The sequence below is a fragment of the Acinetobacter sp. TY2 genome, assembly GCF_046269225.1.
Taxonomy (GTDB): Bacteria; Pseudomonadota; Gammaproteobacteria; order Pseudomonadales; family Moraxellaceae; genus Acinetobacter.
The window spans coordinates 54392-80251 of record NZ_JBJZOR010000014.1 but is presented as its reverse complement, the minus strand read 5'-3'; the positions used below and the strand labels follow the sequence as shown (position 1 = coordinate 80251).

34 protein-coding genes and 1 tRNA gene are annotated in these 25860 nt (G+C 39.9%); all 35 read left to right on the top strand.

What is annotated here, in order from left to right:
* Positions 1-32 precede the first annotated feature (32 nt).
* The 35 genes from ACK1JC_RS10595 to ACK1JC_RS10425 all read left to right on the top strand — a co-directional run bounded on the left by ACK1JC_RS10595 (position 33) and on the right by ACK1JC_RS10425 (position 25858).
* Entirely contained in the window at positions 33-341 is a 309-nt protein-coding gene (locus ACK1JC_RS10595; protein ID WP_409511835.1) for a hypothetical protein, read from the top strand.
* On the top strand, positions 338-646 hold the full coding sequence (locus tag ACK1JC_RS10590; protein ID WP_409511834.1) for a hypothetical protein: 309 nt from the start codon (positions 338-340) through the stop codon (positions 644-646). The genes ACK1JC_RS10595 and ACK1JC_RS10590 overlap by 4 nt, the downstream gene beginning before the upstream one ends.
* On the top strand, positions 643-1596 hold the full coding sequence (locus ACK1JC_RS10585) for a helix-turn-helix domain-containing protein (protein WP_409511833.1): 954 nt from the start codon (positions 643-645) through the stop codon (positions 1594-1596). The genes ACK1JC_RS10590 and ACK1JC_RS10585 overlap by 4 nt, the downstream gene beginning before the upstream one ends.
* Positions 1593-1919: a hypothetical protein gene (locus tag ACK1JC_RS10580; protein WP_409511832.1), complete on the top strand. Its 327-nt coding sequence runs from the start codon at positions 1593-1595 to the stop codon at positions 1917-1919. The genes ACK1JC_RS10585 and ACK1JC_RS10580 overlap by 4 nt, the downstream gene beginning before the upstream one ends.
* Positions 1916-2188: a hypothetical protein gene (locus tag ACK1JC_RS10575; protein WP_409511831.1), complete on the top strand. Its 273-nt coding sequence runs from the start codon at positions 1916-1918 to the stop codon at positions 2186-2188. The genes ACK1JC_RS10580 and ACK1JC_RS10575 overlap by 4 nt, the downstream gene beginning before the upstream one ends.
* Positions 2185-2724 carry a hypothetical protein gene (locus tag ACK1JC_RS10570; protein WP_409511830.1) on the top strand — a complete coding sequence of 180 codons (540 nt, stop codon included), beginning with the start codon at positions 2185-2187 and terminating at the stop codon, positions 2722-2724. Before ACK1JC_RS10575 ends, ACK1JC_RS10570 begins: the two co-directional genes overlap by 4 nt.
* Positions 2721-3122 carry a hypothetical protein gene (locus ACK1JC_RS10565; RefSeq protein WP_409511829.1) on the top strand — a complete coding sequence of 134 codons (402 nt, stop codon included), beginning with the start codon at positions 2721-2723 and terminating at the stop codon, positions 3120-3122. The genes ACK1JC_RS10570 and ACK1JC_RS10565 overlap by 4 nt, the downstream gene beginning before the upstream one ends.
* A gap of 73 nt (positions 3123-3195) precedes the next feature.
* The gene (locus ACK1JC_RS10560) at positions 3196-3603 is read left to right on the top strand and encodes a hypothetical protein (RefSeq protein ID WP_409511828.1); all 408 of its coding nucleotides are present in this window, start codon (positions 3196-3198) and stop codon (positions 3601-3603) included.
* Positions 3603-4292, top strand: a complete 690-nt coding sequence (locus ACK1JC_RS10555; protein WP_409511827.1) for a hypothetical protein — start codon at positions 3603-3605, stop codon at positions 4290-4292. Before ACK1JC_RS10560 ends, ACK1JC_RS10555 begins: the two co-directional genes overlap by 1 nt.
* A gap of 629 nt (positions 4293-4921) precedes the next feature.
* Positions 4922-4998 (top strand) — tRNA-Arg (locus tag ACK1JC_RS10550).
* Positions 4999-5172: 174 nt separating this feature from the next.
* The gene (locus ACK1JC_RS10545) at positions 5173-5418 is read left to right on the top strand and encodes a hypothetical protein (protein WP_409511826.1); all 246 of its coding nucleotides are present in this window, start codon (positions 5173-5175) and stop codon (positions 5416-5418) included.
* 653 nt (positions 5419-6071) lie between these two features.
* The gene (locus ACK1JC_RS10540) at positions 6072-6302 is read left to right on the top strand and encodes a hypothetical protein (protein WP_409511825.1); all 231 of its coding nucleotides are present in this window, start codon (positions 6072-6074) and stop codon (positions 6300-6302) included.
* A 49-nt stretch (positions 6303-6351) separates the two neighbouring features.
* Positions 6352-6768, top strand: coding sequence for a hypothetical protein (locus tag ACK1JC_RS10535; RefSeq protein ID WP_409511824.1), 417 nt, complete (start codon positions 6352-6354; stop codon positions 6766-6768).
* A 131-nt stretch (positions 6769-6899) separates the two neighbouring features.
* Entirely contained in the window at positions 6900-7688 is a 789-nt protein-coding gene (locus ACK1JC_RS10530) for a hypothetical protein (RefSeq protein WP_409511823.1), read from the top strand.
* Entirely contained in the window at positions 7689-8090 is a 402-nt protein-coding gene (locus tag ACK1JC_RS10525) for a hypothetical protein (RefSeq protein WP_409511822.1), read from the top strand. It abuts the gene before it with no gap.
* A 50-nt stretch (positions 8091-8140) separates the two neighbouring features.
* Positions 8141-8782: a putative metallopeptidase gene (locus ACK1JC_RS10520; RefSeq protein ID WP_409511821.1), complete on the top strand. Its 642-nt coding sequence runs from the start codon at positions 8141-8143 to the stop codon at positions 8780-8782.
* A gap of 58 nt (positions 8783-8840) precedes the next feature.
* Positions 8841-9341: a DUF2280 domain-containing protein gene (locus ACK1JC_RS10515; protein ID WP_409511820.1), complete on the top strand. Its 501-nt coding sequence runs from the start codon at positions 8841-8843 to the stop codon at positions 9339-9341.
* Entirely contained in the window at positions 9338-11014 is a 1677-nt protein-coding gene (locus ACK1JC_RS10510) for a terminase (RefSeq protein ID WP_409511819.1), read from the top strand. Before ACK1JC_RS10515 ends, ACK1JC_RS10510 begins: the two co-directional genes overlap by 4 nt.
* A 12-nt stretch (positions 11015-11026) precedes the next feature.
* Positions 11027-12490: a DUF935 family protein gene (locus ACK1JC_RS10505; protein WP_409511818.1), complete on the top strand. Its 1464-nt coding sequence runs from the start codon at positions 11027-11029 to the stop codon at positions 12488-12490.
* A 2-nt stretch (positions 12491-12492) separates the two neighbouring features.
* Positions 12493-13767, top strand: a complete 1275-nt coding sequence (locus tag ACK1JC_RS10500) for a phage minor head protein (protein ID WP_409511817.1) — start codon at positions 12493-12495, stop codon at positions 13765-13767.
* Positions 13760-13918, top strand: coding sequence for a hypothetical protein (locus ACK1JC_RS10495; RefSeq protein WP_409511816.1), 159 nt, complete (start codon positions 13760-13762; stop codon positions 13916-13918). Before ACK1JC_RS10500 ends, ACK1JC_RS10495 begins: the two co-directional genes overlap by 8 nt.
* 61 nt (positions 13919-13979) lie before the next feature.
* Positions 13980-14948: a hypothetical protein gene (locus ACK1JC_RS10490; protein ID WP_409511815.1), complete on the top strand. Its 969-nt coding sequence runs from the start codon at positions 13980-13982 to the stop codon at positions 14946-14948.
* Between the two features lie 2 nt (positions 14949-14950).
* Positions 14951-15337, top strand: coding sequence for a hypothetical protein (locus ACK1JC_RS10485; RefSeq protein WP_409511814.1), 387 nt, complete (start codon positions 14951-14953; stop codon positions 15335-15337).
* 2 nt (positions 15338-15339) lie between these two features.
* On the top strand, positions 15340-16416 hold the full coding sequence (locus tag ACK1JC_RS10480) for a major capsid protein (RefSeq protein WP_409511813.1): 1077 nt from the start codon (positions 15340-15342) through the stop codon (positions 16414-16416).
* A gap of 10 nt (positions 16417-16426) precedes the next feature.
* On the top strand, positions 16427-16759 hold the full coding sequence (locus ACK1JC_RS10475; RefSeq protein ID WP_409511812.1) for a hypothetical protein: 333 nt from the start codon (positions 16427-16429) through the stop codon (positions 16757-16759).
* A 7-nt stretch (positions 16760-16766) separates the two neighbouring features.
* A complete protein-coding gene (locus ACK1JC_RS10470) occupies positions 16767-17207 on the top strand; it encodes a gp436 family protein (protein WP_409511811.1) in 441 nt (146 codons plus the stop codon).
* A 7-nt stretch (positions 17208-17214) separates the two neighbouring features.
* Complete coding sequence (locus ACK1JC_RS10465) at positions 17215-17772, top strand: phage virion morphogenesis protein (protein WP_409511810.1); 558 nt, start codon at positions 17215-17217, stop codon at positions 17770-17772.
* Complete coding sequence (locus ACK1JC_RS10460; RefSeq protein ID WP_409511809.1) at positions 17756-18187, top strand: hypothetical protein; 432 nt, start codon at positions 17756-17758, stop codon at positions 18185-18187. The genes ACK1JC_RS10465 and ACK1JC_RS10460 overlap by 17 nt, the downstream gene beginning before the upstream one ends.
* Positions 18188-18195: 8 nt before the next feature.
* Positions 18196-18387, top strand: coding sequence for a hypothetical protein (locus ACK1JC_RS10455; protein ID WP_409511808.1), 192 nt, complete (start codon positions 18196-18198; stop codon positions 18385-18387).
* Entirely contained in the window at positions 18377-19111 is a 735-nt protein-coding gene (locus tag ACK1JC_RS10450; RefSeq protein WP_409511807.1) for a hypothetical protein, read from the top strand. The genes ACK1JC_RS10455 and ACK1JC_RS10450 overlap by 11 nt, the downstream gene beginning before the upstream one ends.
* A gap of 70 nt (positions 19112-19181) precedes the next feature.
* Positions 19182-19748 (top strand): hypothetical protein, encoded by a 567-nt coding sequence (locus ACK1JC_RS10445; RefSeq protein WP_409511854.1) that lies wholly within the window; start codon positions 19182-19184, stop codon positions 19746-19748.
* A 64-nt stretch (positions 19749-19812) separates the two neighbouring features.
* On the top strand, positions 19813-20097 hold the full coding sequence (locus ACK1JC_RS10440) for a hypothetical protein (RefSeq protein ID WP_409511806.1): 285 nt from the start codon (positions 19813-19815) through the stop codon (positions 20095-20097).
* A gap of 2 nt (positions 20098-20099) precedes the next feature.
* Positions 20100-20699 carry a hypothetical protein gene (locus ACK1JC_RS10435; RefSeq protein WP_409511805.1) on the top strand — a complete coding sequence of 200 codons (600 nt, stop codon included), beginning with the start codon at positions 20100-20102 and terminating at the stop codon, positions 20697-20699.
* Between the two features lie 52 nt (positions 20700-20751).
* Positions 20752-21021 (top strand): hypothetical protein, encoded by a 270-nt coding sequence (locus ACK1JC_RS10430; RefSeq protein ID WP_409511804.1) that lies wholly within the window; start codon positions 20752-20754, stop codon positions 21019-21021.
* Positions 21022-21202: 181 nt separating this feature from the next.
* Positions 21203-25858, top strand: a complete 4656-nt coding sequence (locus tag ACK1JC_RS10425) for a tape measure protein (RefSeq protein ID WP_409511803.1) — start codon at positions 21203-21205, stop codon at positions 25856-25858.
* Positions 25859-25860 lie beyond the last annotated feature (2 nt).

Genomic DNA, 25860 nt, shown 5'->3' with positions numbered 1-25860 from the left:
TTAGTAATTCAAAACTTCAGAGGGCATTGAATATGAAATCAAATATACCAAAACATCCATGCGCTAACAAGTGCACCAATTTTAAAGAAGAGCAGTGTAATACCTGTTTAATTCAAATTTCTGAAAACCAAAAATTCATTAAAGGCGATGTGGTGGTTTATGCGAATCACATTGAATTTAATGATTTAAAGGTTGTGGATGCATATCAGCCAAATGATCATTATTGGCTTGAATGTGGTCAATGTGTATATGAGTCATGGATTCGCCCTGCGTCAATCACAGAGCTTAATGCGAACCGTCGTCTAACCGAAGCTGAACAAGCTTTAGCGGAGGTTTCATGACTACAAACCAACACTTCCACAAAGCACCTGGACATAAACAGATCCAATGGACTCAATCTTGGTATGAACCTGCATTGAAATCACTTGATGGAATATTGAAGGTTCGTCGTGAGAATTTACGCAAGATCAAACGTGATGAATCTAATGCTGCAGTCACACGCGATGAGTTGATTGAGATTCTGACCAATGAGCACCGAATGACGGTGTATCAGGCAGGAGAGCTTATTTCGAGTCTTTTACGTGCTGAGAAAATATTAATGTTTGGACGGTTCATTCAAGTGAATGAAAAGGTAGGTGAGGTATGAGCTTAGATGCAACGATTTGGGCTTGGAAAGTTCGCCAGAAGCAGAAGAAAGGTGGCAGTCTAAAACCCCTTAAAAAGCTTGTTTTGCTCTCACTTGCCGACCGTGCAAGTGAGGATCATTGTGCCTATCCAAGTGTCGCAAGATTGGTTGAAGATACCGATATGGATCGTAAAACAGTCTTAAAAATTATCGATGAGCTGATTGACGATGGCTTAATTATGGATACAGGTGAGCGAAAAGGACGTACAAAACAAGTCAAAGTTTACAAATTAATGGGTGTAAATGGGCGAGAAACAGTCCCAATAACGGTACTGTTTGATGCCGAAAATGATGATTTAAACAGTCCCAACAGTGGAACAGTTCCAACAACGGAACAGTCCCAACAATTCCATGAAAGAGTCCCAACAATTCCGTTAAACAGTCCCAACGTTGGGACACGGAATCTTTCAAAGAATCTATCATTAGAATCTAAAAATAAAAAAATATGGTTTTGTTCTAAAAAACTTCGTGAAGAAATTAATTTGACCGATGACGGAATTGATTTTGAAGCCATCTTGAATTCAACATGGCTTGAACGCGAAGTACGTGCCTTTGAAAATTATAACGCTGAAAAAACCATGAGCGATGATCTGATGATTTATCACTTCACGGATTGGCTGATCAACGCTTACCGAACCAAGTACTCGAATAATCAGAATTCAACTTCTGGAAAACCTGCAGGTACAGGATCTAAATCTCAACAACTTTCTGAAAAACAGATTCACGCTTTCGCATTGAAACTTGCTCACCATCCTGAGTTCTCAGGCAAGTTCTCTGAACCAGGGGAGTCTTACGAAAAACTTGCAGCACGAATTGCGGTAAAACTTGAAAATCCCACTCAAGCGAAAAAATGGGAATCGTATTTAAAACAGGTTGGATACAACGGAACTTTGGACGGGGTGGCAGCATGAACGAAATCCTAAATCAACGTATTCAAGCAGTCAGAGCGGGTAAAGACATCACGCATGCTCAGATCGTTGCTAAGCGAAATTTACGTGAAGAACTAGAAACAGAAATGGAGAAGTTCTTAGCAAATGGTGGTGAGCCTAAAACCTTGGAGCGTGGACAATGCATGACTTTCCGTAGTCCTTGTTTTGATAAATCTAAATCTGAGCTTCAAGCATTGGCAAAGCAATTCAAGCGCAAAACTTTCGCTTATTGGTGTGATTCACACGGAATAAGTCAATTTAAAACAAAAGATGGCCAATGTGTTCGTTGTGGGGTAAAGGCATGAATTTAATCGAGCAAGTTGGCGGTCACGGAATGGCTGAAATTATTGTAAGCCAAGTCATGACAAATGCATGTTTCCCAAACTGCTACTTTCCTGACAAGAAAGTTTACGGATATGCGGACGCAGAAGGGCATCAGGTTTATTTCTTTGATGAAGAATCTAATCAATACCTGAATTGCCAAGATGCTTCTGAATCACTTGGTGAGTGTGTATTGCTGATTGATCTGAAAGTTGAGTTGCTTGATATGGACGTTATGGGAGCGAGTGCATGAATTTAATTGAAAAATTAGGCATTGAGAAGTGCCGGGCGATTGTTGATGGTGCGCCTGAGGACGGCACACACTTTAAGCTTTCATTTGGATTGTCAATATTTTACTTACTTTCATCGGATGATGGTGCATCCCCAGCAGGGCTATGGATTGATGATGGTGATGAATCTCATTGGAGTGTTAGCTCATATAAAAACTTTGAGCTGTTTGTGGCTGAAAATCGGTTTATTTCGCTTAAAGACATCCGCACCGAAATTGCAGATTACGATAACCACTGGTACGGACAAAGTGAGGAAAAAGAGCTTGAGCAGTATGCAATTTTAAGGCAAGAAAAAATACAAGGTGGTGCTGTATTGGTGGGGAATTTCACAGTAATACAACAGCAGCTGCAAAGTGAAATAAATAATTGTTCTGAAAAGGATTCATCTGAGATTAGCATTTTGGATTGTTGCACCGACATTCGCAACCACATTAGTCCAAGAGCAATTGTATGGGATATAGCGAGTGGAGAGGATTGGTCAGTGGAGATTGATCGATGAGAGAGCAATTTGAAGAGGGATTTAAGCATACATATGCTTATGAGGTGATTAGTAGCAAGGTATCTGACCCTTTAAGTTTTTGCGAAAGAAGCGGGGATTACAAGTACACAGTTGTGCAGGCAGGCTGGGGGGCATGGCAACATCAAGAAACCACTATCAATGATCTGAAAGCTCAACTGAACAACATGGAGCAGTGTTATATCCAGATCAAACAAGAACTCAATGAATTGATTGCATTCAATACAGAAATTGATTGCAAGCAGAAATCTGCGGAAAAGACTGCTGAGAAGTACAAATTCAAAGTTTCAATGATTGCTGATCTTTTACGTGATTGCAGTGATCAGGATATGACGCTGAAAGCCATCAAAACAGTAATTGATCGAGTGGGTGAATCTTGAATAAATTCGCACTCTGCATGATTGGTCTGATTGGCTTCTGCATGTACGCCATGGATCGGAGTTATTGGAGCTAATGTCGTCAATAAGCGTTGAGGAATACAGAAAGCAGTTTGGCGGTGGTCGTAAGACTGGCGCTAAAACGAAACGTCCGAAGCGTGGTGGCAAAGTTGAGAGTGAGGGGGAGTCATTGCTCAGTTTGCAACTTAAGGCGCTAAAAATCGCATTTGAGAGAGAATTTAAGTTTTGTCAGGATCGGAAATGGCGGGCTGATTTTCACCTTGTAGGCAAAATGATTTTGATTGAGGTTGAGGGTGGGATTTGGAGTGGAGGTAGGCATACACGGGGTAAGGGATATTTAGGGGATATGGAGAAATATAACTCGGCAACAGCGTTGGGTTATTCAGTGTATCGATATAGCACTGAGCAGGTTAAGAGTGGTTTGGCGATTCAGCAGATTGAGAAGTTATTAGGGGATTTATAATGATAGCAACAGCAAATTTTGAAAAATATAGAGAGATAACAATCAGCCAAGACTTGCGTCGTTTGTTATTTATGCCAAGTACATCAAAAGTGGATTTTACCCTTCTCGATCTTGCACAAAAAACAATGGATGGATTTAAAGATAATGTCGGTGGACCATCTATATGTGGAAGCAAAGTCAATAGTGCAGCTTTGATGATGCGAGATATGACTACAGAGGAGTATGCAGTGCTTTGGGCATTAGTACGATCAATTACTCCAGGAGATCGTCATTTCGCTTTATTGCATAACCTGCTTACAAGTGAAGTCCGGTTAAAGTTTCAAGATGATGGGTTTAAAACAAAACAAATAACAACGAAGGAAGCAGCAAAAGGGGTGGCACGTTCAGCATTAATCCAATTTTTATTTAAACGTGGGATTTGCACTAAGTGTAACGGGAAAGGCTTTGTTTACATCAAGTCTGAGCTAAAGCATGTTGAGTGTAGTAAATGCGAAGGCAAAAAAGAGAACTCGTATAACCAATCTGAACGATATCGGATTTCAGGAATGAGCATTGATCGAAAAGCGTATTTAAAAACATATGAACAATATGAAAAGTTTGCTATCGATAAACTAGCAGATTGGCGTGTTGATCTTGATTCACATTTACGTGGCTATTTTTTTAAGGTTGCAGAAGAGTACGATTTATAATTGCATAGTCCCAAAATAAAGGGTATATTTTTCTATACTGGTCGTATTACGGTTTGACCACACAGTTTTAAAGTTTCCATACCCACAAGCTCTCTGTTGTGGGTATTTTTTTGCTCATCGAAAAGGCGACTTTTAGTAAATAAGTTTGACTTGAGTCACATTGTTTAGTAAAAATTTAAGGGTTATTTTAAAAAAATAGCAAAACAATAATCCTTAATCAGCGCAAATGAATAAGGGGGAAGCCCCACAGAAATGTAGGGCTTTTTTAATGTCTGAATTTTCTTAAAACTAAAAAAAGGAAATGATTATGAAATAGCTAGAACTTTGGCAATTTTGATTTGTGACGCTGCTATACGAGTTTGGTATATCAGCTAAAGCGCAAACGGTGGGATGCAGAAACCAGCCGTATAAATCGGTTTGAATCCAATGTGATTTCGTCACACATTGAGTTAGCCTCAGAGCCATAAATTGTGGTGACTCCCGACCAAAAAAAGATGAAAGACACAAAGCAGATCAATAGCTAACTTTGAGAAGTTTATTGTGTTGAGTAGCGGTAGATCAGTTGCCGAGCTGATCAATATCGTAATCTAAGGCAAGGATGTGGCAGATCACCACATCCTTTTTTTAATGCGCCATTAGCTCAGTTGGATAGAGCATCCGCCTTCTAAGTGGATGGCCACAGGTTCAAGTCCTGTATGGCGCGCCATTATTGCCTGAATGGGATCTATTTAAAATAGTGGAATTACATCGATTTATCTAAGTAATAAATAACAAATGACAATAAAAATATTATTATTCAACAACTTGTTTGAGTTTTTGTTTGATATTGTAAATGAGATAGTATAGATTTTAGTTTTAAAATTAATTCAAGGCATAAGCAATGGGATTTCAAACTAAAGTAAATAATGGCTTGTCACTTGGTAAGCAAAACATGCATCTAATTGGTTATGTTGCAGATGGTGTTAATTGTGCAGCATATTTCAAGTCAAGTCTGATAACTGATGAAAATGGTGCAATTGATAGATATGAGGTTATGCATCTTCTTTTGGCTAAGCACTCCGCAGGTACTGACATCTTACTTCACGCTGTATCAAATATTGGTCTGCAAGAAGTAGAAGCGATCTAAATCCATAGAATTACTAATAATTAAAGCTCCTTCGAGGGTTTTTTTATGCCTGAATTTTAAACCTATCGAATTCGAAACCTTTAAACCTGCTATATGTTTTACATAGATCAGCCTAATTATGTGATTTAGTCACCACCCCTTATTAGGTGTATTACACCAAATTAAAACCATATCGTTGAGGAAAACCATATGCTCCAATTTTTAAAATGCTTATTGGGCTTTCATGGTGTGACTGAAATTTATCATTGTAAGGATGGTGAATTAAAAGTTTGCCGGGATTGTCTGAAAGTTAAAGAGATAAACTAACTTGCCGAACGTATTACGGCACATAAGACCCCGTCGCATTCTAGATGTTGACAGGGTTTTCTTTTCTTATTGGTGGTGAATATGGGTATAGTCAAAGCAAAATGGAACATTGAAAGATACGGAATCTAAATCACCAAATGGCAGGCATTGTCACGTGGATTGATGTCACGTAATGATATGATGCTTGTTGGCAAGAAGATTAAGCAATTAAAAAAATGGTCGAAGAATCTAAGGAATATGCTAAATACGTGATTTAATTAAGTCCAAAATTATATTTTTAATGTGATCGAGTATTGTAATTATTGGTATATCATGCATTTGGTTTTAATAATTAAGGATTTTGTAATATGAGTATTTGGATTGCCGATAAAGATAAGTATGGTGAATATCAGTTCGATGAAAGAATTTGGCCGAATTGGTATACACCAGAAACCATCAACGTCTCCCATCTCGTGTATTACCGCAATATAATTAAAAATTCAAATATTACTTATTACCTATACACATCTACAGAATTAAATACTAAAGATTTAGAAGAACTTAAAAGGGATTGGTTGAGTTTTTGTGTACCGGAATAAGAAAATTTATTGCAACCACCTTCGGGTGGTTTTTTAATGGGTGAAATATATGGATGCTGACAGCTATTTTTGGAAAACCAAGAAACGCCCACTAAAAACAAAGCCTCGCACCAAACCATTACCTAAAGCCAAAGAAAAATATTTAGAAGCAGAAGAAACCTTATTTCAAGAATTAGAAGAACACCTGATTGGCTATGAACGCAAGTTTCAATTTGAATCAACCAAGAATTGGCGATTTGATTTTTATATTGTGAAGTTGAGACTTCTTATAGAAATAGCAGGTAGTCCTTGGGCTGTTGGGCGTGGTGGTAAGAAGATAGCAAATGCCTTTAATAAATATGATTTGGCCGAGGAAATGGGCTACAAGATTCAGCGTTTTGAGCCACATGCAATTGAGTCTGGTAGTGTGATTCGTTGGATTCAAGGTCAGTTAGAGAGATTAGAAGACAGTGGCTTAGAAGTTTGAAAAAATGTGTTTTAATTAATTTGGTTGTTTTGAAGTGTGAATTTTTGGGTGGTTTTTAGTAAATTGTATTTGGTACCTAAAATACGGTATATTAATCATTAATAGTGTTTTTCACATTTAGGGTATATCCCATGAGCCATGCAAACCCAGCACCTGATATTAAGTATCTATATAATGTGATAGGGAAAGGCGGGAAAAAAAATCTAAAAAATGAAGAGTTTAATAAAAGAAAATTAATTCATATTGTTAGAAGCTTAGCAGTAGATGACCCTATACAAGCACAATGTGATCAATCGAGTGTAGAAGCTTACTATAATCATTATGATATAGCGGTTGATATTTTAAAAAATGTGTTGAAATTGACGAATAATCAATCTTATATTGCGTGGGAAAAGTTATTAAAGCTTTATATTGAGACAGCAGATATCGATGCTTTTATTGCAACCTACCGATTGGCATTGAAACAAAAATTTGAGAATACTCAAGAATTGGATGCTCTACTAGAACATATGGTATCCACCTATCTTGTTGCAGATTCATATGGTGATGCTCAATTGGATTTAAAATTAAGTGAGTTTGATAAATACAGCGTGTACGAAAGAATACACCAAACTCAGCAATTGGGTATTTCTTTACCTGTTTATAGAAAACTCATGGCATTATTTTATCAAGAGTTTTATGCACAATATAATGGTAAAACTCAATCTTTCTTTAATTACGAAGCTCAGGATTTAATCATAACCGTACATACAGCCATTGATAATGCTCAAGAATTATTTGATTTTAACAGCCATTTACAAGATAGAATTATGGAATGGTATGCAGAAGCTAATGAAGAAGAGAGACAGCAAATAGATAAAGTGGTGATCTATGTCAAACACAGCACTTTTTTAATAAAAGAAAGTGAGTTTGTTGCTTAAATGGATACTCAAGACTTTTATACTGTTGCTAAAAATTTACATGATGTAAATACTGAAAAAGATGAAGCAACTAATCGCACTGTGGTTGGGCGTGTATATTATGCAGTGTATTTAGCTACACGAGATTGGATAGACCAGCGTTTTTCTGCTGAAATAAAAGAAGTTGAGGGTAATTCTCATGAAAAATACACCAACTGCTTATTAGTACTTCAACGTAAAAATATGGATTTAACACTCAGTCGTTTTAGTCGAGAATTGAAAGTGCTAAAAGAAGAACGTCATTTTGCCGATTATCAGTTTAATCCTAAAGACAAGCAAACCCATGTCAGCACTCAAGCAAGTTTATTATTAGGCAAAAAACTTTTAGATGATTTAGATGTTTTAAAACAGAAATATCTTTAGTGAGAAGTAAAGATGACCCACCTAATGGTGGGTTTTTTATTGGATGAAATATGGAACAGATCAGACCATTCCCACCGACAGACTTGATTGACCAAGCTGAGGCAGAAGAAACAATACGCCTTGCGCCCGCCGTGGATCTAAAGGAATGGGTGGTTAAGAATTGGCTAACCATTGGCGGTGAACTTCATAACCCTGACCATGATCATATTGCTGAGCTAATTCACGATGATGAAACCTTTCTTGCATTCGCTTGGGCTTCATCTGCTGCTATGGCCAAAAAGCGTATGGTCTTAGGTCAATGTGAAAAGGTGATGTTCAACCAAGGTGGATGGAAGAAAGCTCGACAAGAGCAGCAGATGCGCGATTGGTTTGGATTTGTGCCGGTCTACCTTATTACGATTGATGCAAGTTATTGTGAAAATACGACTGATCGTGAATTTTGCAGACTCATCGAGCATGAGCTTTATCACATCGGCGTAGAACGTGATGAAGATGGTGAGCCGATCTATAGTGACCACACAGGCCTACCTAAGCATTACTTGGCAGGTCACGACGTGGAAGTATTCTTCGGTGAGACCAAAAGATGGGGTGCTGACGAATCAGTCAAACGGCTTATTGAAATTGCGAAGAATGCACCATTCGTATCAGAAACCAATATTTCAGCGTGTTGTGGAACGTGTGTGATTAATTGAGCCTACGGGCTCTTTTTTTTGGCTAGCTTGCATGACGTAGCATGACAAAGGTGAGTTTATGGCAGCACTAAAAGAGCCTGTAAAAATGTTTATAGTTCAGTCTCTTGCTTGCTTTGAAACCCCTCAACAAGTGGCTGATGCTGTCATGCAAAGATATGGTATCGAAATTGACCGTAGACAATGTGAAAATTACGATCCAACAAAGTTTGCAGGTCGCAATCTAAGTAAAAAATTAAAAGACCTTTTTGAGCGCTCACGTAAAGAATTTCGAGAGAATATCGAAGACATTGCCATTGCAAATAAAGCCTTTCGCCTTAATGAACTTCAAAAAATGTATGACGATTCAGGACGCAATAAGCGAGCAAAACAAAATCTACTCAAGCAAGCTTTTCAAGAAACCGATGGGCGTGTTACCAAGCAAGAAATCACAGGTGCTAACGGCGGTGCGATTAAGACTGAGAATGAACAAAAACAATCTCAACCTAAACACACCCCTGAAGAACTTGCAAAAATGACACCTCAGGAGCTTTCACGATTAGTGATTACAGGTAAGTTATGACGTATGCATTAGAGGAAATCGCACCACTCATCAAAGAGTGGACAGTGAATATGCGTTTGCCTGAGGTTGTGGCTGAAATGACGCGCCGTTATTACTACAAGGCTGTGATTGAGCAAAATGATTTGAGTCGGCAGGCAGAGATTTACAAATGTAAGACTGATCCAATCCATTGGTTTAATCATTGGATATGGACCTATGATCCGCGTGGTATGTCTTTTGGTTTACCTGCCAACATTCCTTTCGTACTTCGCCCTAAACAGGTGGAATTAGTCGATTGGCTTTTAGAACGTGAAAATACACAGACCCATGGCTTAATTGAGAAAAGCCGTGATGAGGGCATGTCATACGTTGTATTGGGCTTTTTCCTGCATCGTTGGCTGTTTGTGGAAGGTTTTGCAGGGGGTGTAGGAAGTCGTAAGGAGGAATTGGTAGATAAAAAGGGAGATCCTAAAACTTTATTTCATAAGTTCCGTGACATGTTCTCTAAAATGCCTGATTGGATGAAGCCTAAGGGTTTTGTCGAGAAAGTGCATGATAACTATATGCGGATCATTAATCCTGACAACGGCGCAACAATCACAGGTGAAGCAGGGGACAATATTGGTCGTGGTGGACGTACCACAATGTACTTCCTTGATGAATGGGCATTCGTAGAACGTCAGGAAGCCGTTGACGCTGCTATTTCGCAAAACACCAATGTGCATATCAAAGGATCTACCCCCAACGGTATTGGTGATCGATTCTATCGTGATCGTTTTAGCGGACGTTACGCCGTGTTTACGATGCCTTGGAGAGCTAATCCTGATAAGAATTGGACAGTTTCATACAACGGTAAAGAGATCCATCCATGGTATGAAAAACAGTTGGCCACACTTGATGATGTAGTGTTGGCGCAGGAAGTAGATATCAACTATGCAGCATCAGTTGAAGGTGTATTGATTCCAAGTGCTTGGGTGCAAGCCTCTATTGATGCACATATTAAGCTTAAGATTCGACCATCAGGTGAGCGTATTGGTGGTCTTGATGTTGCAGATGAAGGTAGGGATAAGAACTCATTTGCAGATCGTCACGGCGTTGTCTTGCAGTACCTGGGTACATGGTCAGGCGTTGGTGATGATATTTTTGGAACAACGCAGAAAGCCATTGATATCAGTTTAGACCGTAATTTAGATCGCTTCCTTTACGATGCTGATGGTTTGGGAGCTGGATGTCGAGGTGATGCACGCGTTATTAATGAGCTGAATCACAATAAAGGCATTCCAAACGTTAATGTTGATCCATTCCGTGGGTCAGGTTCTGTGTTTGAACCCGATGAAGAAATGGTTGAGGCACGAAAGAACGTCGATTTCTTTGCAAACCTTAAGGCACAAGCGTGGTGGTCACTCCGCATGCGATTCCAAAATACACACCGAGCACTCAATGGCATGGAGTTTGATCCTGATGCGATTATCTCCTTATCAAGTGCAGATCTACCAAAGACTGAGCTTGAGGCACTAACAACCGAGTTATCTCAACCCACTTACACCAAAAATGGTGCAGGAAAAATTCTAGTCAATAAGCAACCTGATGGCGCTTTATCTCCTAACCGGGCAGACAGTGTCATGATTTGTTTTAGTGGTGTTCAAGGTCGCAAAGGTCTTCAACCTGCAGGTGCAGGCTCTCGCATTTATTAATAAGGAACCAATATGGCAAAGCCAAAGAAAGACAAGGCAAAGGCTTTGTCTTATGGAAACTTGCACACTCAAGAAGCTGTCTCGCAGTTTATATATAACTTCGGACGTCAACCCGATATTGATGAAGTACTACGTAAAGCAGGTATTGCACGTCACCGCCTAAAAATATTGTTAGATGATGATGAGGTTGCACAAGCAGTCGAAACACGTATTGATGCGCTATTGGCAACGCCGTTTCGTATTGAGCCAAGTGACACGCCTGAGGCTGAATTACTTCGCCAAGAATTGAATGAATGGTTCTGTGAAATTGCGGGTGGTGCGGTAAATGCCTTGTTTTTTGGTTATTCGGTGCAAGAAGTCGTCTATGAACAGAAATCATCAGGTCATGTCGGTGTGCAATGGGTTGGTGAAAAGCCGATGCAGTGGTTTGAGCCTAAAGCTGATGGGCGTTTAATTTATCGCGCTGATGGCAATGGTATGGAAAAGGAAGTAGACCAAAAATTCAAATTCTTACTGACAAGGCGTAAAGCAACTTATGAACAGCCTTACGGCAAAGCTTTGTTGGCTACACTGTATTGGTTATTTTTCTTTAAACAGAATGGCTTTAAGTTTTGGGCAAAGTTTCTTGAAAAGTTTGGTACACCAATTTTACTTGCCAAGGTGGGTAGCAGAGATACCACCACAACGGCTATGAACAATGCTTTGTTAAATGCACATGCTCAAAGTGTATTGACGATTGATAATAAAGATGATGTGCAACTGCTTTCAACACCAGGGAATGGCTCAGCAGGTTCTTCATTTGAATCATTCAATGATCAATTGATGCGCCAAATCCAAAAGGTTGTTCTAGGGCAAACACTGACCAGTGGCAATGATGGTGGTGGTAGCCATGCCTTAGGTCAAGTGCATGAGAACGTGCGTCAAGATAAGCTTAAATCTGATATTCGTTTGGTGACACCGACGATACAAACTTTGGTCAATGCGTTATGTACCCTGAACCAGTGGCCTAAGCATAAAGTACTGGTCGGTGAAAAAGCTAAGCCCCTCAATAAAGAACAGGCTGAGCGTGATTCACACTTAAAGAATGCCGGTGCAAATCTTACACCTGAATATTTTCAGCGCGAATACGGTTTGCAAGATGGTGATGTAGCTGAAGTGACACCTGTAAGTGACACCAAGGTGGCACCTCAATTTAGCGCGTTACCTAAGCAGGCTTTTAGTTTTAAAGCAGGTGTACAGCAGATTACCCCTGAGCAACAGGAGCTTGAACAAACAGCACATGATCAGCCTAAAGTTCTCATGACGGATGAGCAGCTGCAAAAGATTGTGCAGGATGCTAAAGATCATAATGACTTAATGACCAAGCTCTATTCAGCAACCAAAGGCGCTAATGTCGATGAGTTTGAAATTGTCATGTCTAAAGCGCTATTTATGGCAGATGTAATGGGTTATGTGCATGCACAGCAAAGGAAATAAACATGGTCGATTATGTGGATGCTTTGCGCTATGCGAGAGAACGAAACATCATTTTAGCCGATGAGTTTTATTCTCTTGATCTGAATACACGTCAATATGCAGGGACAGTCAGTCGTTTAGCCGCCGTGGAGCAAATTAAAACCGTACTAAGATTGGTGGATGATTCGCTTGAAAGTGGTGGTACATTTCAAGAGTTTAAAAAACAGGTCGAAGCGGAAGGCATTGAACTGAGTGAGCATCATCTTGCTAATGTGTACCGCACCAATATGCAGAACGCCTATGCACATGGGCGTTGGCAACAGCAACACAAGGGTAAAGAACATCGTCCATACCTGAAATATACAGCGATCAATGACAGTCGGACACGTCCTACACATTTGGCTTTAGATGCGGTGATTCGTCATATTGATGATCCATTTTGGCAGACTCACTATCCACCTAATGGATATCAGTGTAGATGCTCAGTGTTGGCGATTACTGAAAAACAGGCATTAAGATCGGGCATTACAGCTGATGATCAGCTACCCACTAATGTTGTTGATAACGGCTGGTCATTCAGTCCTGCGACTTACAGTAGAAATCTAAATCAAGTGTTAGATCAAAAAATTAACGACAATATTTTGGATGCAACGCAAACTGCTGAATTGCTTGATATGAAAGAAACAGCGGTGGTACATCAACAAGCAAATGACAGTATTCACGAAGCATTGAAACCCCTAACTGATACAAATCGAAAAATTCTTGATGATTTATTTGAAGATGTGGCAAGTAAAGGGAGGGATATTGCACCGTCCCATGGTCGATTTGTAGTGGAGCTGTCCACTGAAGATGAAATGCTGACTGATTTACTGAAAGAGTCTGTCATCAAAAAGGGTCAGGATCGTAAATCTAAGTCTATTTTTGATTGGATGAATGATTCTTTTAACTCAATGCTTAATTTTGCGAAGAATCTTAAAAACAAGCTGACAGGTAATAATCTGAAAGGCTTTGATGCTTTAAATCTGCAAAAAGGTAATGTGATTGGGATTCAGACACCGACATTATTCAAAACCGCTGAAAGTGCAGGTAAAAACATCACAATATTAGATATGAAAGGCAAAGCGATTGATCTGAGTAAAATCAATGGTCTTGATGGTGCTTTGCTTGCGCCAAATATGAATCTTGAAGTTGTGAGTGTTACCAACACTGATGTTATTTTGAAGTATACGGATGATGTTGCTACGATGTTATTTATTGCTAATAACAAAATTTATAGTAAGTGGGTTGGATATGAATAGAGAGTCAAAGCCTGAATATGTAGAACCGCCAGCATTAGTTTTAATCAATGAGAGTGAATTTGAGTACATTCTACCATTTTATTATCAAGCATGGTTTTGGTTGATCGTAGGCATCTTAATAGGTTTCCTGATTGGGCAACACATTACTTAGCCCGCATTGAAATTAAATGAATTCCGACCGCCTTAGGGCGGTTTTTTATTGGAGCATGAAAATGCCAGAGGAAAAAAAGATAGAGCAAAAGGTACTGCAATTTAAAGCCAATCCTTTTGAAATCAGCGTAAAAACTGAAACAAGCGACCTGCGTAAATTTAATGGCATTGCATACAGCGGTGAGCCAATTCAAGGGCATTACTATTGGGGTGATGTGATTTTTGATCTTGATTCGATGCAGGTCGATACCCCTTTGGCAGCACTCTTAGACCATGATACAGGCCGCCGTGTGGGTGTGGTGACACAGTTTACCAAAGACAATACATCGGGCTTAAAGGTTAGTGGGGATTTGCTAACCAATGCATACGGTCAACAGGTTGCTAGTGATAGTGATGAGGGCTTTCCTTGGCAAATGTCAGTCTACATTGACCCATCATCAATTGAAGAGGTGGAGCGTGGTCAAGTCGTTGTAAATGGCCGAACCCTAAATGCTCCTATCACCATCTTTCGAGGTGGTCGTATTCGCGAAGTGTCTTTCTGCGCTTTAGGTGCGGATGACAACACATCAGCGGTGGCAGCAAGCCATCAATCTAAAACAAGTCAATTCAAGCAAGAGGACACAAATGTGACCGAATTAGAACAAGCGCAAGCAAAACAGAAACAGGCTGAAACAGAGCGTGATAATGCTTTGGCTGAGCTTAAACAGTTTAAAGCAACAAAACGTACCGAAGATATTGCAGCGCTTCAAGCTGAGTTAAATACAACTTTTAGCGTTGAAGATACGAAATCATATACAGATATGGATGATGCTGTATTTAGCTTTACAGCTAAGCAGCTACGCCAATTCTCAACAAAGCCATCGGAAAACCAAAACCAACCGCAAAATAATACAGTACCACCTCATTTAGCTCATTTGTTTAGTCATCAAGCTACGGGTGGTGAGCAAAATCAATTTAATGCGGGTCACAACCAAGGCTCAGCACTTGACCAAGCATTTGGTAAATTTGCCGCAGCACAAGAGGCGAAATAATCATGGGAAATACAGTTACAGAAAACATTGTTATCAATCAACTTGTAGTTGGCGATAACGTTCGTACGGAAAATGCGAAACCAACTACAGCCGTAGCATATAAGCGTGGCGATTTGGTGCATGTAGATGCAAACAATGTAGTTACACATCCAACTTTTACTGGTGATGCTTTGGGGGCTTGGGAAGCGATTGTAGTACAAGACTTTTCAATTCAGCAGTCAACATATCACGCAGCAAATAACATTGAAATGCCGCTATATGTGCAAGGAGCATTCGATGTGGCAGTAGTCACAGTAAAGGGGGTTGCTCTAACTACAGCGCAAATGGATTCAGTGCGTGCACAAGCATTGAAAAATAAAATCGAATTACGAAAAGTGGTAGGTAATTAATAATGAGTCAATCATTTACGTTTCAGAATGCACCTGTTGAATTATTAGATGTACCACAATTGGTATTATTAACCGATACAACTCAGAAGGTTGATACCTGGTTGATTGATCGTTTCTTTCCTCAGCGTGTTTCATATACTAAAAAAGAAGTTCCAGTTGGTGAATTAAATACAGCTACGCCACTTGCACCATTCGTTACACCTACAGCTGCAGGTCGTCAAATTAAAGTGGGTGAGTCAGGTAACGTTAAATTCGTTAAACCGGCTTACTTAAAACCAATGATGACTGTAATGCCAAGTGAAGTACAAAATACAGCTTTAATTAGCCAACTACGAAAATTTGGTGTGATTGCAACAGGATCAAATCGTTTAAGTGATGCTGATTTACTCCTAATTGATCAAGCACAAAAAGCATTGTATTTGCGTCAATCGATTGAGAATCGAAAGTTATTGATTGCGCGTGATGTATTACTCTACGGTAAAACTACATTTGCTTCAGCAGACTTCCCGATGTACGAGGTGGATTATGAGCGTAATCCTGCATGTAATTTCGCACCATTGATCAAGTGGGGACAAGTTGGTTCTAAGCCGATGGATGATTGGCAAGCAATGATTGATTTATCTGTAGAGCACTCAGGTACATCCCCGACAATGGCACTTACTACATCAAAGGTGTATAGCACCTTGATTAAAGACCCTGAGTTTAAAGAAAAATTCATTGCACCATATGCCGGTATTAGCGTCCCATTAACACCAACATTTGATCATAAAGATAAGCCGCAATTCCGTGGCACTGTCGATAACATCGAAATTTGGACTTATGATGTGCAACACAGCATTGGTGGTGGTGCATCTGAACGCTTTATTCCTGAAGACTTCTTTGGTCTTGTATCTGATGCAAATGGTTGGATTGCACATTGTGCTCTTCAAAACGTAGAAGCTTTTGGCCAAGCGTTAGAATTTTATTTGAGCCAATGGCAGGAAAAGAATCCATCTAGCATCCAAATGCTAGCCGAATCATCACCGCTCGCAGTTCCAAACAATAAGAATGGTCTTGTTGGTGGTCGTGGGTTTGTATAAGGGGAAATAAATGCCAAAGTACATTGCAAAACAATCCATCGGTCATTTCCGACCAGGTGAAGAAATCAAAGGGCTTGAGTCTAAACAACTTCAAGCCCTTTTAGCATCTGGTGCAATTGAAGAATATCAAGAGCCTGAGGAACCCAAAACGGGTGATTCTGCTGCACGTTTGGCTGAACTTGAAGCCGAAGTCGCAGAGCTGAAGGCTAATGAGGAAATCCTTGTTGCTGGAAAAGACAAAGCGGAAGCCGAAGTCGCAGAGTTGAAGGTAAAGGTTGCTGATCTTGAGAAAGCCAGTGGTACCGAAAAGAAAACCACAGCAAAGCCCGTAACTGAAAAATAGGTGATCTATGTACGCCACTAAAAACGATTTGGAAGCGCGTTTCGGGGAAGGGGAGATACAGCAATTAGAGGCGATGCAAACAGTAGCTAATTCAATTGAGGAGGCTTTACAAGATGCCTCTGAAGAAATTGATAGCTACATTGCTGTACGTTACAACATCCCCTTACCCGAAACACCAAGTACCTTAAGGCGAATAGCGTGCAACATCGCACGTTATCGGCTTTATTTTCAACAACCGACTGAAGAAATTGAAAATCGCTACAAAGCTGAAATTGATTTTCTAAAGCGTGTTGCTGATGGAAAGGCTGTTCTAAATGTTCTTAATGCTCAAAATGAGGTGACTGAAGAAAAGCCTGTAAATTCGCCAACAACGATGCCGATCGGAACAACGTATCGAGGCGGTGTATTTGGTGATGCCGTTTTGGGCATGATGCCAAGCATCGAGTGAGGTGTTTATGTCTGGTATTGGTATAACAATTAGTGCGGATGCAGAATCTGCTTTAATGCAAACCCTTGGGCGCTTAGCTGCTTTTGATCAACAAAAGCCTGAATTATTTGATGCTATTGGTCACTCTATTGTAAGCAATATTCGCAGCAGATGGGCAAGTGGTGAAGGCTTAGAGGGTAAATGGCGCATATCGGGTCGAGTGAAGCGGCAAGGCGGTACAACATTAAGGGATACCTCACGCTTGATGAATTCAATTACTCATAATGTCACTGCAAATGGTGTTGAGGTTGGTACTAATGTTGAGTATGGGCCTATTCATCATTTTGGTGGTGAAATTCGTTATGCAGCACGTATGCGCCGTGTGCACTTTAAGCAAAATCAGAGTACAGGTTTAGTTGGCAATAAGTTTGTGAATAAAGCACGTTCAAACTTCGCTCAAGATGTTATGGGTAAAGCATACAAAGTGAATATGTCTCGTCGCCCATTCCTTGGTTTAACTGAAAGTGATGAGCTTGAAGTGCTGGAATTAATTGAGGAGCATTTAATAAATGACAGAAGAAAGTAACTTTTTTGCTGTACGCAGTGAAATTTCTGAGAAATTAGCTGAAATTGCGAGTTTTAAAAGGATATATACGCCAGCCAATTCAGCACAAGTGACAGAGTTATCACAGGTAACTCCAAATGCTCAGGTTTACTATCGCCGCGTGCGCAAAACAGATGATACTGGAAAGTCATCCGTAAATATGTTGAACCAACAGTGGGAAGTCACTATTTGTGAGCGTCATGCTGCATCACAGTTACTTGATGGCTCAGCCGTATTGGAGCGTATTGGGCAACTCACAATGAAAGTTTTACAACTATTATCGGGCTGGCAACCTAAGTCGAGTATTCGACCCTTAAATTTGGTTGCTGTCGAAGAGGATTATTCAACAACGTGTGTATATATCACGCTTGTTTTTGAGTCTAAATTCTTTGTTTAAGGAAAATCATGATTAATCAACACAAAGCATTACAGCCTGTGGGGCGCTTCAAAGTAGGCGAAACAGTAGGTGGTCTGAGTGATGCCCAGATCAAACATTTATTAGCAGATAAAATCATTGAAGAAGTGAAAATCACTGAAGAAGTGAAGCCATCTGCACCAACAAAATTGACAAAAGAGGTTAAAAAAGATGGCGAATAAGTATATTTCACTACAGGGTAAGTTCTACTTATCTGAAATTAAAAATGGTGTGGCGGCTGAAATGCGCTATATCGGTAACGTACCTGAATTTGAGCTTGAAATTACGGCAGATCAAGTTGAACACCAAGAAAGCACATCGGGTCAACGTACAACTGATTTGGTTTTGACGAAAACTACAGGTGTGAATTTCAAAGGTCAGCTTGAAGAAGTGGATGATGAAAACTTAAAATACATTTTGTCGGGTATGAAGTCAGAAGTAGCAAGTAAAACTGTTGCTGATCAAGTGCTCGGCACGGTTAAAGTTGGTCAAGAAATCAAATTGAATGGCTATGCTTTAACTCAAGTCACATTCAAAGCAGGATCTACCGCCGTGGATAAAGATAAATACACGCTTGATGCTGTATTTGGTACTGTGAAATTCAATGAAGCGGTTGCCGAACCTGTAACAGCAAGCTACACCACAGGTGCTGTTAGCCATACAACCATTGCAAGTGATTTCAATAAAGAATATGAATTGTTCTTTAAGGGCATCAATACGGCAAATGGTGAACACATGGCTGTTCGTTTATGGCGTACTAAAAAATCACCTGAAACCACGTTCCCATTAATTCATGAAGAGTTAGGGCAATATGAAATTTCAGGTCAGTCTTTGTCTGATGTATCGAAAGGTCTTGATGCAACACTAGGCTTATATGGGCATGTTGTGACAATTGCTGCTGCATAATTAAAACAACAGGCATAAAGAACCATGGCGCAACAGCGTCTTTTTTTGTGCCTGTTTTGAGGATTTGGCTATGAATGAATTCTTTCTTGCTGAAAATAGAACCCAGTCTGTTGAATTTGATGAAGACTACTCGATTGAAGTTCGCCAATTACTGGTATGTGAGATTGATAAAGCAGAGCGGTTTGCATTTCCTGTACGCGAAGGATTGAAAGACAATTGGGTTACTGCTGATCTGCATGAAGTCCTCAATAAGAATCAACTGTCAGCGATAATTCTAATCAGCTTATTAACCACACTCACGGGTGATAATGCGTTAAAAATAAAGGATGAAGCACCTGAGAAGTTTCTTGAAATATTTGAGGCGCTTTTAAATACGAATCAGGATTACTTTAAAAAGAATAAAGGTAAAAAATCAGACAAAGAGTCAACGTGGTTTGATTCATTTCAGTATTTGATTGCCAACGGACACAAGCACAGCGATATTTTAAATTATAGTTTTGGCACATTTGTGGCGTATTCAAAAGCCGCGCAGAAGTTGGAATCTGCATCACTACTAAACAGCGGGAGCACAATGCGTGTTGCATATCATGCTGATAAGAAAGGGTTTGAACAGTTTACTAAGAATATGAAAATTTGAGTGTTTTCACGTTGCTAATGTGATTTTGTATGTATATTCTTCAAATAATAATGAGGGGGATAACATGAAAAAACTATTAATTGCTTTAGCTTTAACTATTTCAAGTGCTACTTATGCTGCAACTGACACAAGAGCTATTCGCACTTCAACTGATGTTGTAAGTATTGGTGATTCACCAAATTCGATGATTCAAAAGCTTGGGCGACCTGAAGCGAGTAATGAATACACCACTCGTGATCGAAATGGCAAGCTATTATTTGTGATTGATTACAACTATACAATTGGTAATCTGAAATATACGATCACCGTTGTTGAAGGGCGTATAACAAATATGTCATGGGAGCGTTAAGAGTGAAGTACTTAGTGGGCGTTTTTATTGTATTGGTGCTTTTGATGGGCTATTTCATCAATAAAAACAACATGGAAGATCATGAGCGATTGAAACAGGCGGAGATTACGCATCAACAGAAATTAGAGCAGGAGAAGTTGGTTGCAGCTCAAAGGGAAAAATCTAGAAATATTGAAATAAGACTCAAACAGGAGAAACTTGCACAAGACAAATTAAAAGCACAACAAGATCAAGCCAAGAAAATTGAATCAGAGCAGCAAGAATACAGTGCTTTCACATCCCTACTTTCAAAATGGATAAATCAAGATAATATTGCTGGATCTACTGCTCGTATAGCGGTTTCTACACCAGTGACTGAGTTGAGAAGAATCCAAGATGAATTAAAGAGTTTAAATATTTCAGGGTGTTTAGGTGGGGCAAAAGCAAAATTGCTTGATGCTATGGGTGATGAGATTTCTATGTATTTATATTTTATGCAGAATAGTATCAATTCAGATGTAAAAATTTCTGAATTAAAAATAAGTTATTACAATAAATTAGCCGAAGCAATAGAATCATCAACTGCTTGTAAAAACCAATACAGCTTAAAGAGTAGTACATGATATTCAAAAGCACCCTAGGGTGCTTTTAAAATACTATTAATAGGAGTTCATGGTGTCTAAAATTAATAAACATGCATTAGGTGAATATACCGAAGGTACATATCCAAAACTTCACAAAGAAGTAGGTGATGCAGGGCTTAAGGCTATCCAAGAACATGACCGAAATGCGGCTGATATAATTGCTAAATTAAGCGAATGTGATGAAGTTATCTATGTTGGGTATTCTGTGGGTAAAAACAATTTTCCAGATACCATTGCCTCTTTTGTGGATTGTAAAAATGGTAAAAGATTTTATGTAATCAATCGACAAGTTGAAAAATAAGCAACCTCCATTACAAACCCAACCATCATTGAGTGGGTTTTTTTACATCTATACTTTTTTGAAAGATAAATTTTTATTTCCTCAAACTGAAAAGGAAGGAAAATCCTGACGCATTTGCAACATGTTTAACCTTAAGCCGAGCTATCACAGTTCGGTTTTTTTATGCCTGTAGGAAATTGAAATGGCTAAAGAGCTCACATTTAAATTAATACTGAACGCAGACACAAACAACTTAACTCAGAATTTTGAAAGAAGTTCTGATGCTGCAAAAAAAATGTTTGATCGCATTAAGCAAGAATCAGATCGTTTACGACAATCAATGCAACTGAGTCAAGAAGTCAGCACGCTAGTTCAAAATTTTCATAATGTGACTCAAGAGCTAAACCGTGTTTCTGGCGCATCAGAACTCAGTGCTGATAATTTAAGGCAAATGGGCGAGTATGGGCAGCAAGCGATTGATCGATTACAAAATGAATTGCGAGATGCTCGGCTAGAACTGAATCGCTTATCTGCCACCAATGCGACACCGCAAGATATTCAAAATGCACAAGATCAAGTGCAAAATCTTGAAAGAGGTATTCATCAGACCACTATTGCTGTTAACGCTTATCAAAATGCAGCGCATGCAGCTTCAAACACACCACCCGTACCAAGTCAGTTTCAAGGGGAGGTTTCATCTCTTGTCACAAATTTAGATAGTGCGCGTCGCAGTATCGATGCGACAGGTAATAGCTCAACACATACACGTCAGCAATTGGAGCAAATGGCTCAAGGTGCAGCATTAGATATTCAGCGTTATGAGCAAGAATTAAACGAAGCAAGGCTTGAGCTTAACCGCTTATCTGCCACCAATGCGACACCGCAAGATATTGAGCAAGCAAGGCAGCGAGTACGTGAGTTAGAAACGGGTATTGGGCAAGCACGTACAGCACTCGATAATTTGGGGAGTACTTCTGAACTCTCACCGCTACAACAACAAATTTCTCAACTTGTTACGAACTTGGATGGTGCTCGCAATAGCATTGATCAAAATGGTCGAAGTGCAACACACACGCGTCAACAATTAGAGCAGATGGCTCAAAATGCAACACAACAATTGCGGCAGTATGAGCAACAACTTGAAAGTGCACGCTTAGAGGTGAATCGACTTTCTGCAACAAATGCATCACCTGCTGATATTGAACTCGCAAGACAACGCGTAAGACAACTCGAAACAGGTATTGAACAAGCCACAACATCATTACGTGGCTTTGAGAATGCATCACGTACAGCCACAAATGAGTTGGCACAAGGTGCAGATCGATCTGGTTCAGCAATGAATAAAGTTGGGCGCAGCGTTAATGTTCTACAAGGTGCGATGGCTGCACTCGGTATTGGTTTTGGTGTACACGAACTTACTCAAATTGCTGACAATTTTCAGAACATCTCAGCACAAGTAAATTTGGTGTCTGAAAGCAATGATGAACTTTATAGTTCATTGGAAGGGGTTCGTCAGGTTGCAATTCGCACAACTTCAAGTCTTGAATCCACTGCTAATTTATATGCTCGAATCAGTCAAGCAGGTAAGGACTTAGGTGTTACTCAAAAACAAGCGCTACAAATTACCGAGACAATTAACCAGTCAATTCAAATTAGTGGCGCCAGTGCTGCTGCATCTGATGCAGCAATCACACAGCTGATTCAAGGTTTGCAGTCAGGAGTTCTTCGTGGTGAAGAATTCAACTCTATGATGGAGCAGGCACCACGATTAACCACCGCATTAGCTGATAGTTTAGGTGTGACGAAAGGTGAATTGCGTGCGATGGCAGGCGAAGGTCAGTTGACGTCCGAAGTCGTGATTAAAGCCCTTAAAGAACAATCCGCCGTGATTGCTGAAGAGTACACCAAAATTCCAACAACGATTGGTGGTGCGTTGACGAATGTGAAAACAAATTTCACAATGTTGATTGGTGAAATTGACTCAACAAATGCCGCGAGTAAAGGTATTGTGCAAACACTACTTTATCTTTCTGAAAATTTAGATGTTTTAAAAATACTATTTAATGATGTTGCTCAAGTTGCTGCTTATTTTAGTGATCGACTCAGTGAAACAGATCCATCAACTATTGAAGCTGTAAAAAATGCAATTGTTACGGCTTATGACGCGCTAAAAACATTAATTTCCACAATTGTTGATGTTGGTGATGCGGTTAATGATGTCTTTCTTACTGGTCTTGATATTTTGTTTGGTTGGGGTGGTGCAGTTGATGGATCATCAGAAAAAGTTAATGGTTTAGCGGTTGTTATTAATGGATTAGCGGTAGTAATGGGCGCCCTGTCGGATGGGGTGAAAGCAATTGGTATTGGGGTTAATCTGTTAATAGGGGCTTTTTATGATGTTGCAGCCGCAACCACGTATTACATCAAAATGTTTACATGGGGTGATGTTAGGGCAAAGCTGGATAAAGACTATGAGGTGTTGACAGCTCAACGCGACAAGTATTATGCGAAAGCTGGAGAAGGCGCTTTAAAATTTGAATCAGATACTAAAAAAGCTCTAGATAACAGTGTTCTTAATGCAGAGCAAGCAAACCAGAAAAAGATTGCCGACAATCAAAAATCGTTAGCAACCATTGTTACCAATGAAGAAGCAGCAAATGGGAAGCTGATTGAAAATGCACAAAAGAAAGCTGCTCTTGAGGTTGAGCTTGCTGAAGCACGCAAGACAGGCAATGGAGAAGCCGTTAAAGCAATACTAACGCAAATCACAGAGTTGGATGGTTTTGAATCCAAAAATGCACAAGCCAGTATTCAGCGAAATAAGGATAAACTTGAAGCAGCCAAAGTATTGGCTGAATCTTCAATGGCATTAAATGAAGGTGTTTTAAGAGATTTAACCAAAGAGCAATTATTGCGTGATGGGGTAATTGCTAAAATTAATGATCAAGGCGCACTAGAAGTATCTATCTATGAAGATTCTGCAAAGTTAAATGCCGATCGCTTTGCAAAACTTGAAGCTCTATCAATAGAAGAGAAAAAACTTGTTCAAGATCGAGTTGTGGCAACCCAAGAAACAGGCAATGTCATAGTTCAAAATGAAGCGTTTATTGCATCTGAAAAAGTACGATTGAATGATGCTGCAAATGCCGCATTAAAGTCGGGTGATTTTGAGGCATATAGTCAAGCAAAGTTAGGTTTGGATGATGTCGGTAATGCTCAAGCACAAGCAAGTCAACAACGAGTGGAGCAGCACCAACAGTCGAATGATGCTATTCAGCAGATGGATGCATCCTCTTTTGTAATGCAAAAAAACCACTCAGATGAGCAAGTTCGCTTATCCCAAATAGCAGCGCAGGCAAAGAAAAGTGGTGACTTTGAAGCATACTCTCAAGCGATGTTGCAAATTGACCAATTAACAACATCACAAACACAAGCTGACAGCCTTGTTTCACAAAGCGATCTTGAAACGCTACGTAAAAAGGAGGATGTTACCAAAGAAAAAATCAAACTCGCTCAACAAATTATTGACTCCGCAGACGGCATTATTACTGCCGAGCAGAAACTTCACTTTGAAGCGCAGGGTCTAACTGTTGAATATGACAAGCAAGGCAAGGCAATTGTTCAGCAGAAAGCAACATTTTCTGAAGCAGCCAAAGCATTGGGGCTGGATGTTAGTCAGGCTTTAAACTTGGTTTCAGCTGGGTTTTCAAAAACGGGGGAAAGTGTCAGTGCTGTTGTTGTTGGCTTAGCAGAAATGGGTGCTACAGGTCAGCAAGCTGCAAATGCAACATACCAAGCTTGGCTGAAATGGCTTGAAACGGCAAAAAGCCAAGCTGAAATTGATTTAGCAAAGCAAAAATTAAGCGAGTTTGGTGAGCAAGGGAAGATTTCGACAAGTCAGGTAGAGCAAGGCTTAATTGCTGTAAAACTTCAAGCACAAGGTTTACCTGATGATATCAACCCTGTTACAGAAGCATTTAAACGCCTTGGGATTGAAACTAAAGAAAATCTAAAGTTAGCAGCTCAACGAGCACAAATGGACTACATCACAATTCGTGACAGTGGTCAGGCTACAGCAGAAGGTATTCAAAAGGCTTATGAGAAGGCAGCCCAAGCGGCGGCAACTTCGGGTGATGCAGGTGTAATAGCCTCAACAAATGCTGTGGGTGCCGGTCGAAATTTAGAAATTCAAATGGATGATACGGGGCGTGCGGTTGTTACATCGATGAGCCAAGCTGAACAATCCATCAATAGACTGAGCACTGCAACAGGTAAAGCAGGTCAAGGTTTTAGAGGTATGGCTCAAGATGCGAGAGATGCTGCAGAAGAAATCAAAAGTACGACTGATGCTCGGAATGATGCGCTTACTGCTAGATCAGAAGCTCAGGCGAAAGAACGTGCCGAAAGTAAAAGCAGTAAGGCTAATGGTGGCTCGTTTGCCTCATACAGCAAGGCTGATGTACTAGCTGAGCTAAAAGGCATGGGTTATGACGACAAGGAGGCTCAAAAGCTTGCGGGTTCAATCATGAGTGCGGCATTTGCCAAAGACAAAGACACGATGCAGAAAAACATGGGTACAGGTAATGCTGCTTATTTGAATGCTGCATTCGATAAACTTTTATCTCAAGGACAAACCGCTTCAGGTGGCTCAATTGAGGTTCAAAAACGTCTTGCAGCTTTAGCAAACGGCAAGGGATCTGTTTCTGTTTCCACACCTACAAATAGTGAACCTGCATCAACACGTAGATTAGAGCTAGTCAATGGGGCGCAAACAGCTACATTAAGTGGTTCGGCATCTGATTTGGACGCAATGGAAAAAATGCTGAGTGAGTTTGAAATGCTCAAAAAGGGTACATAAAG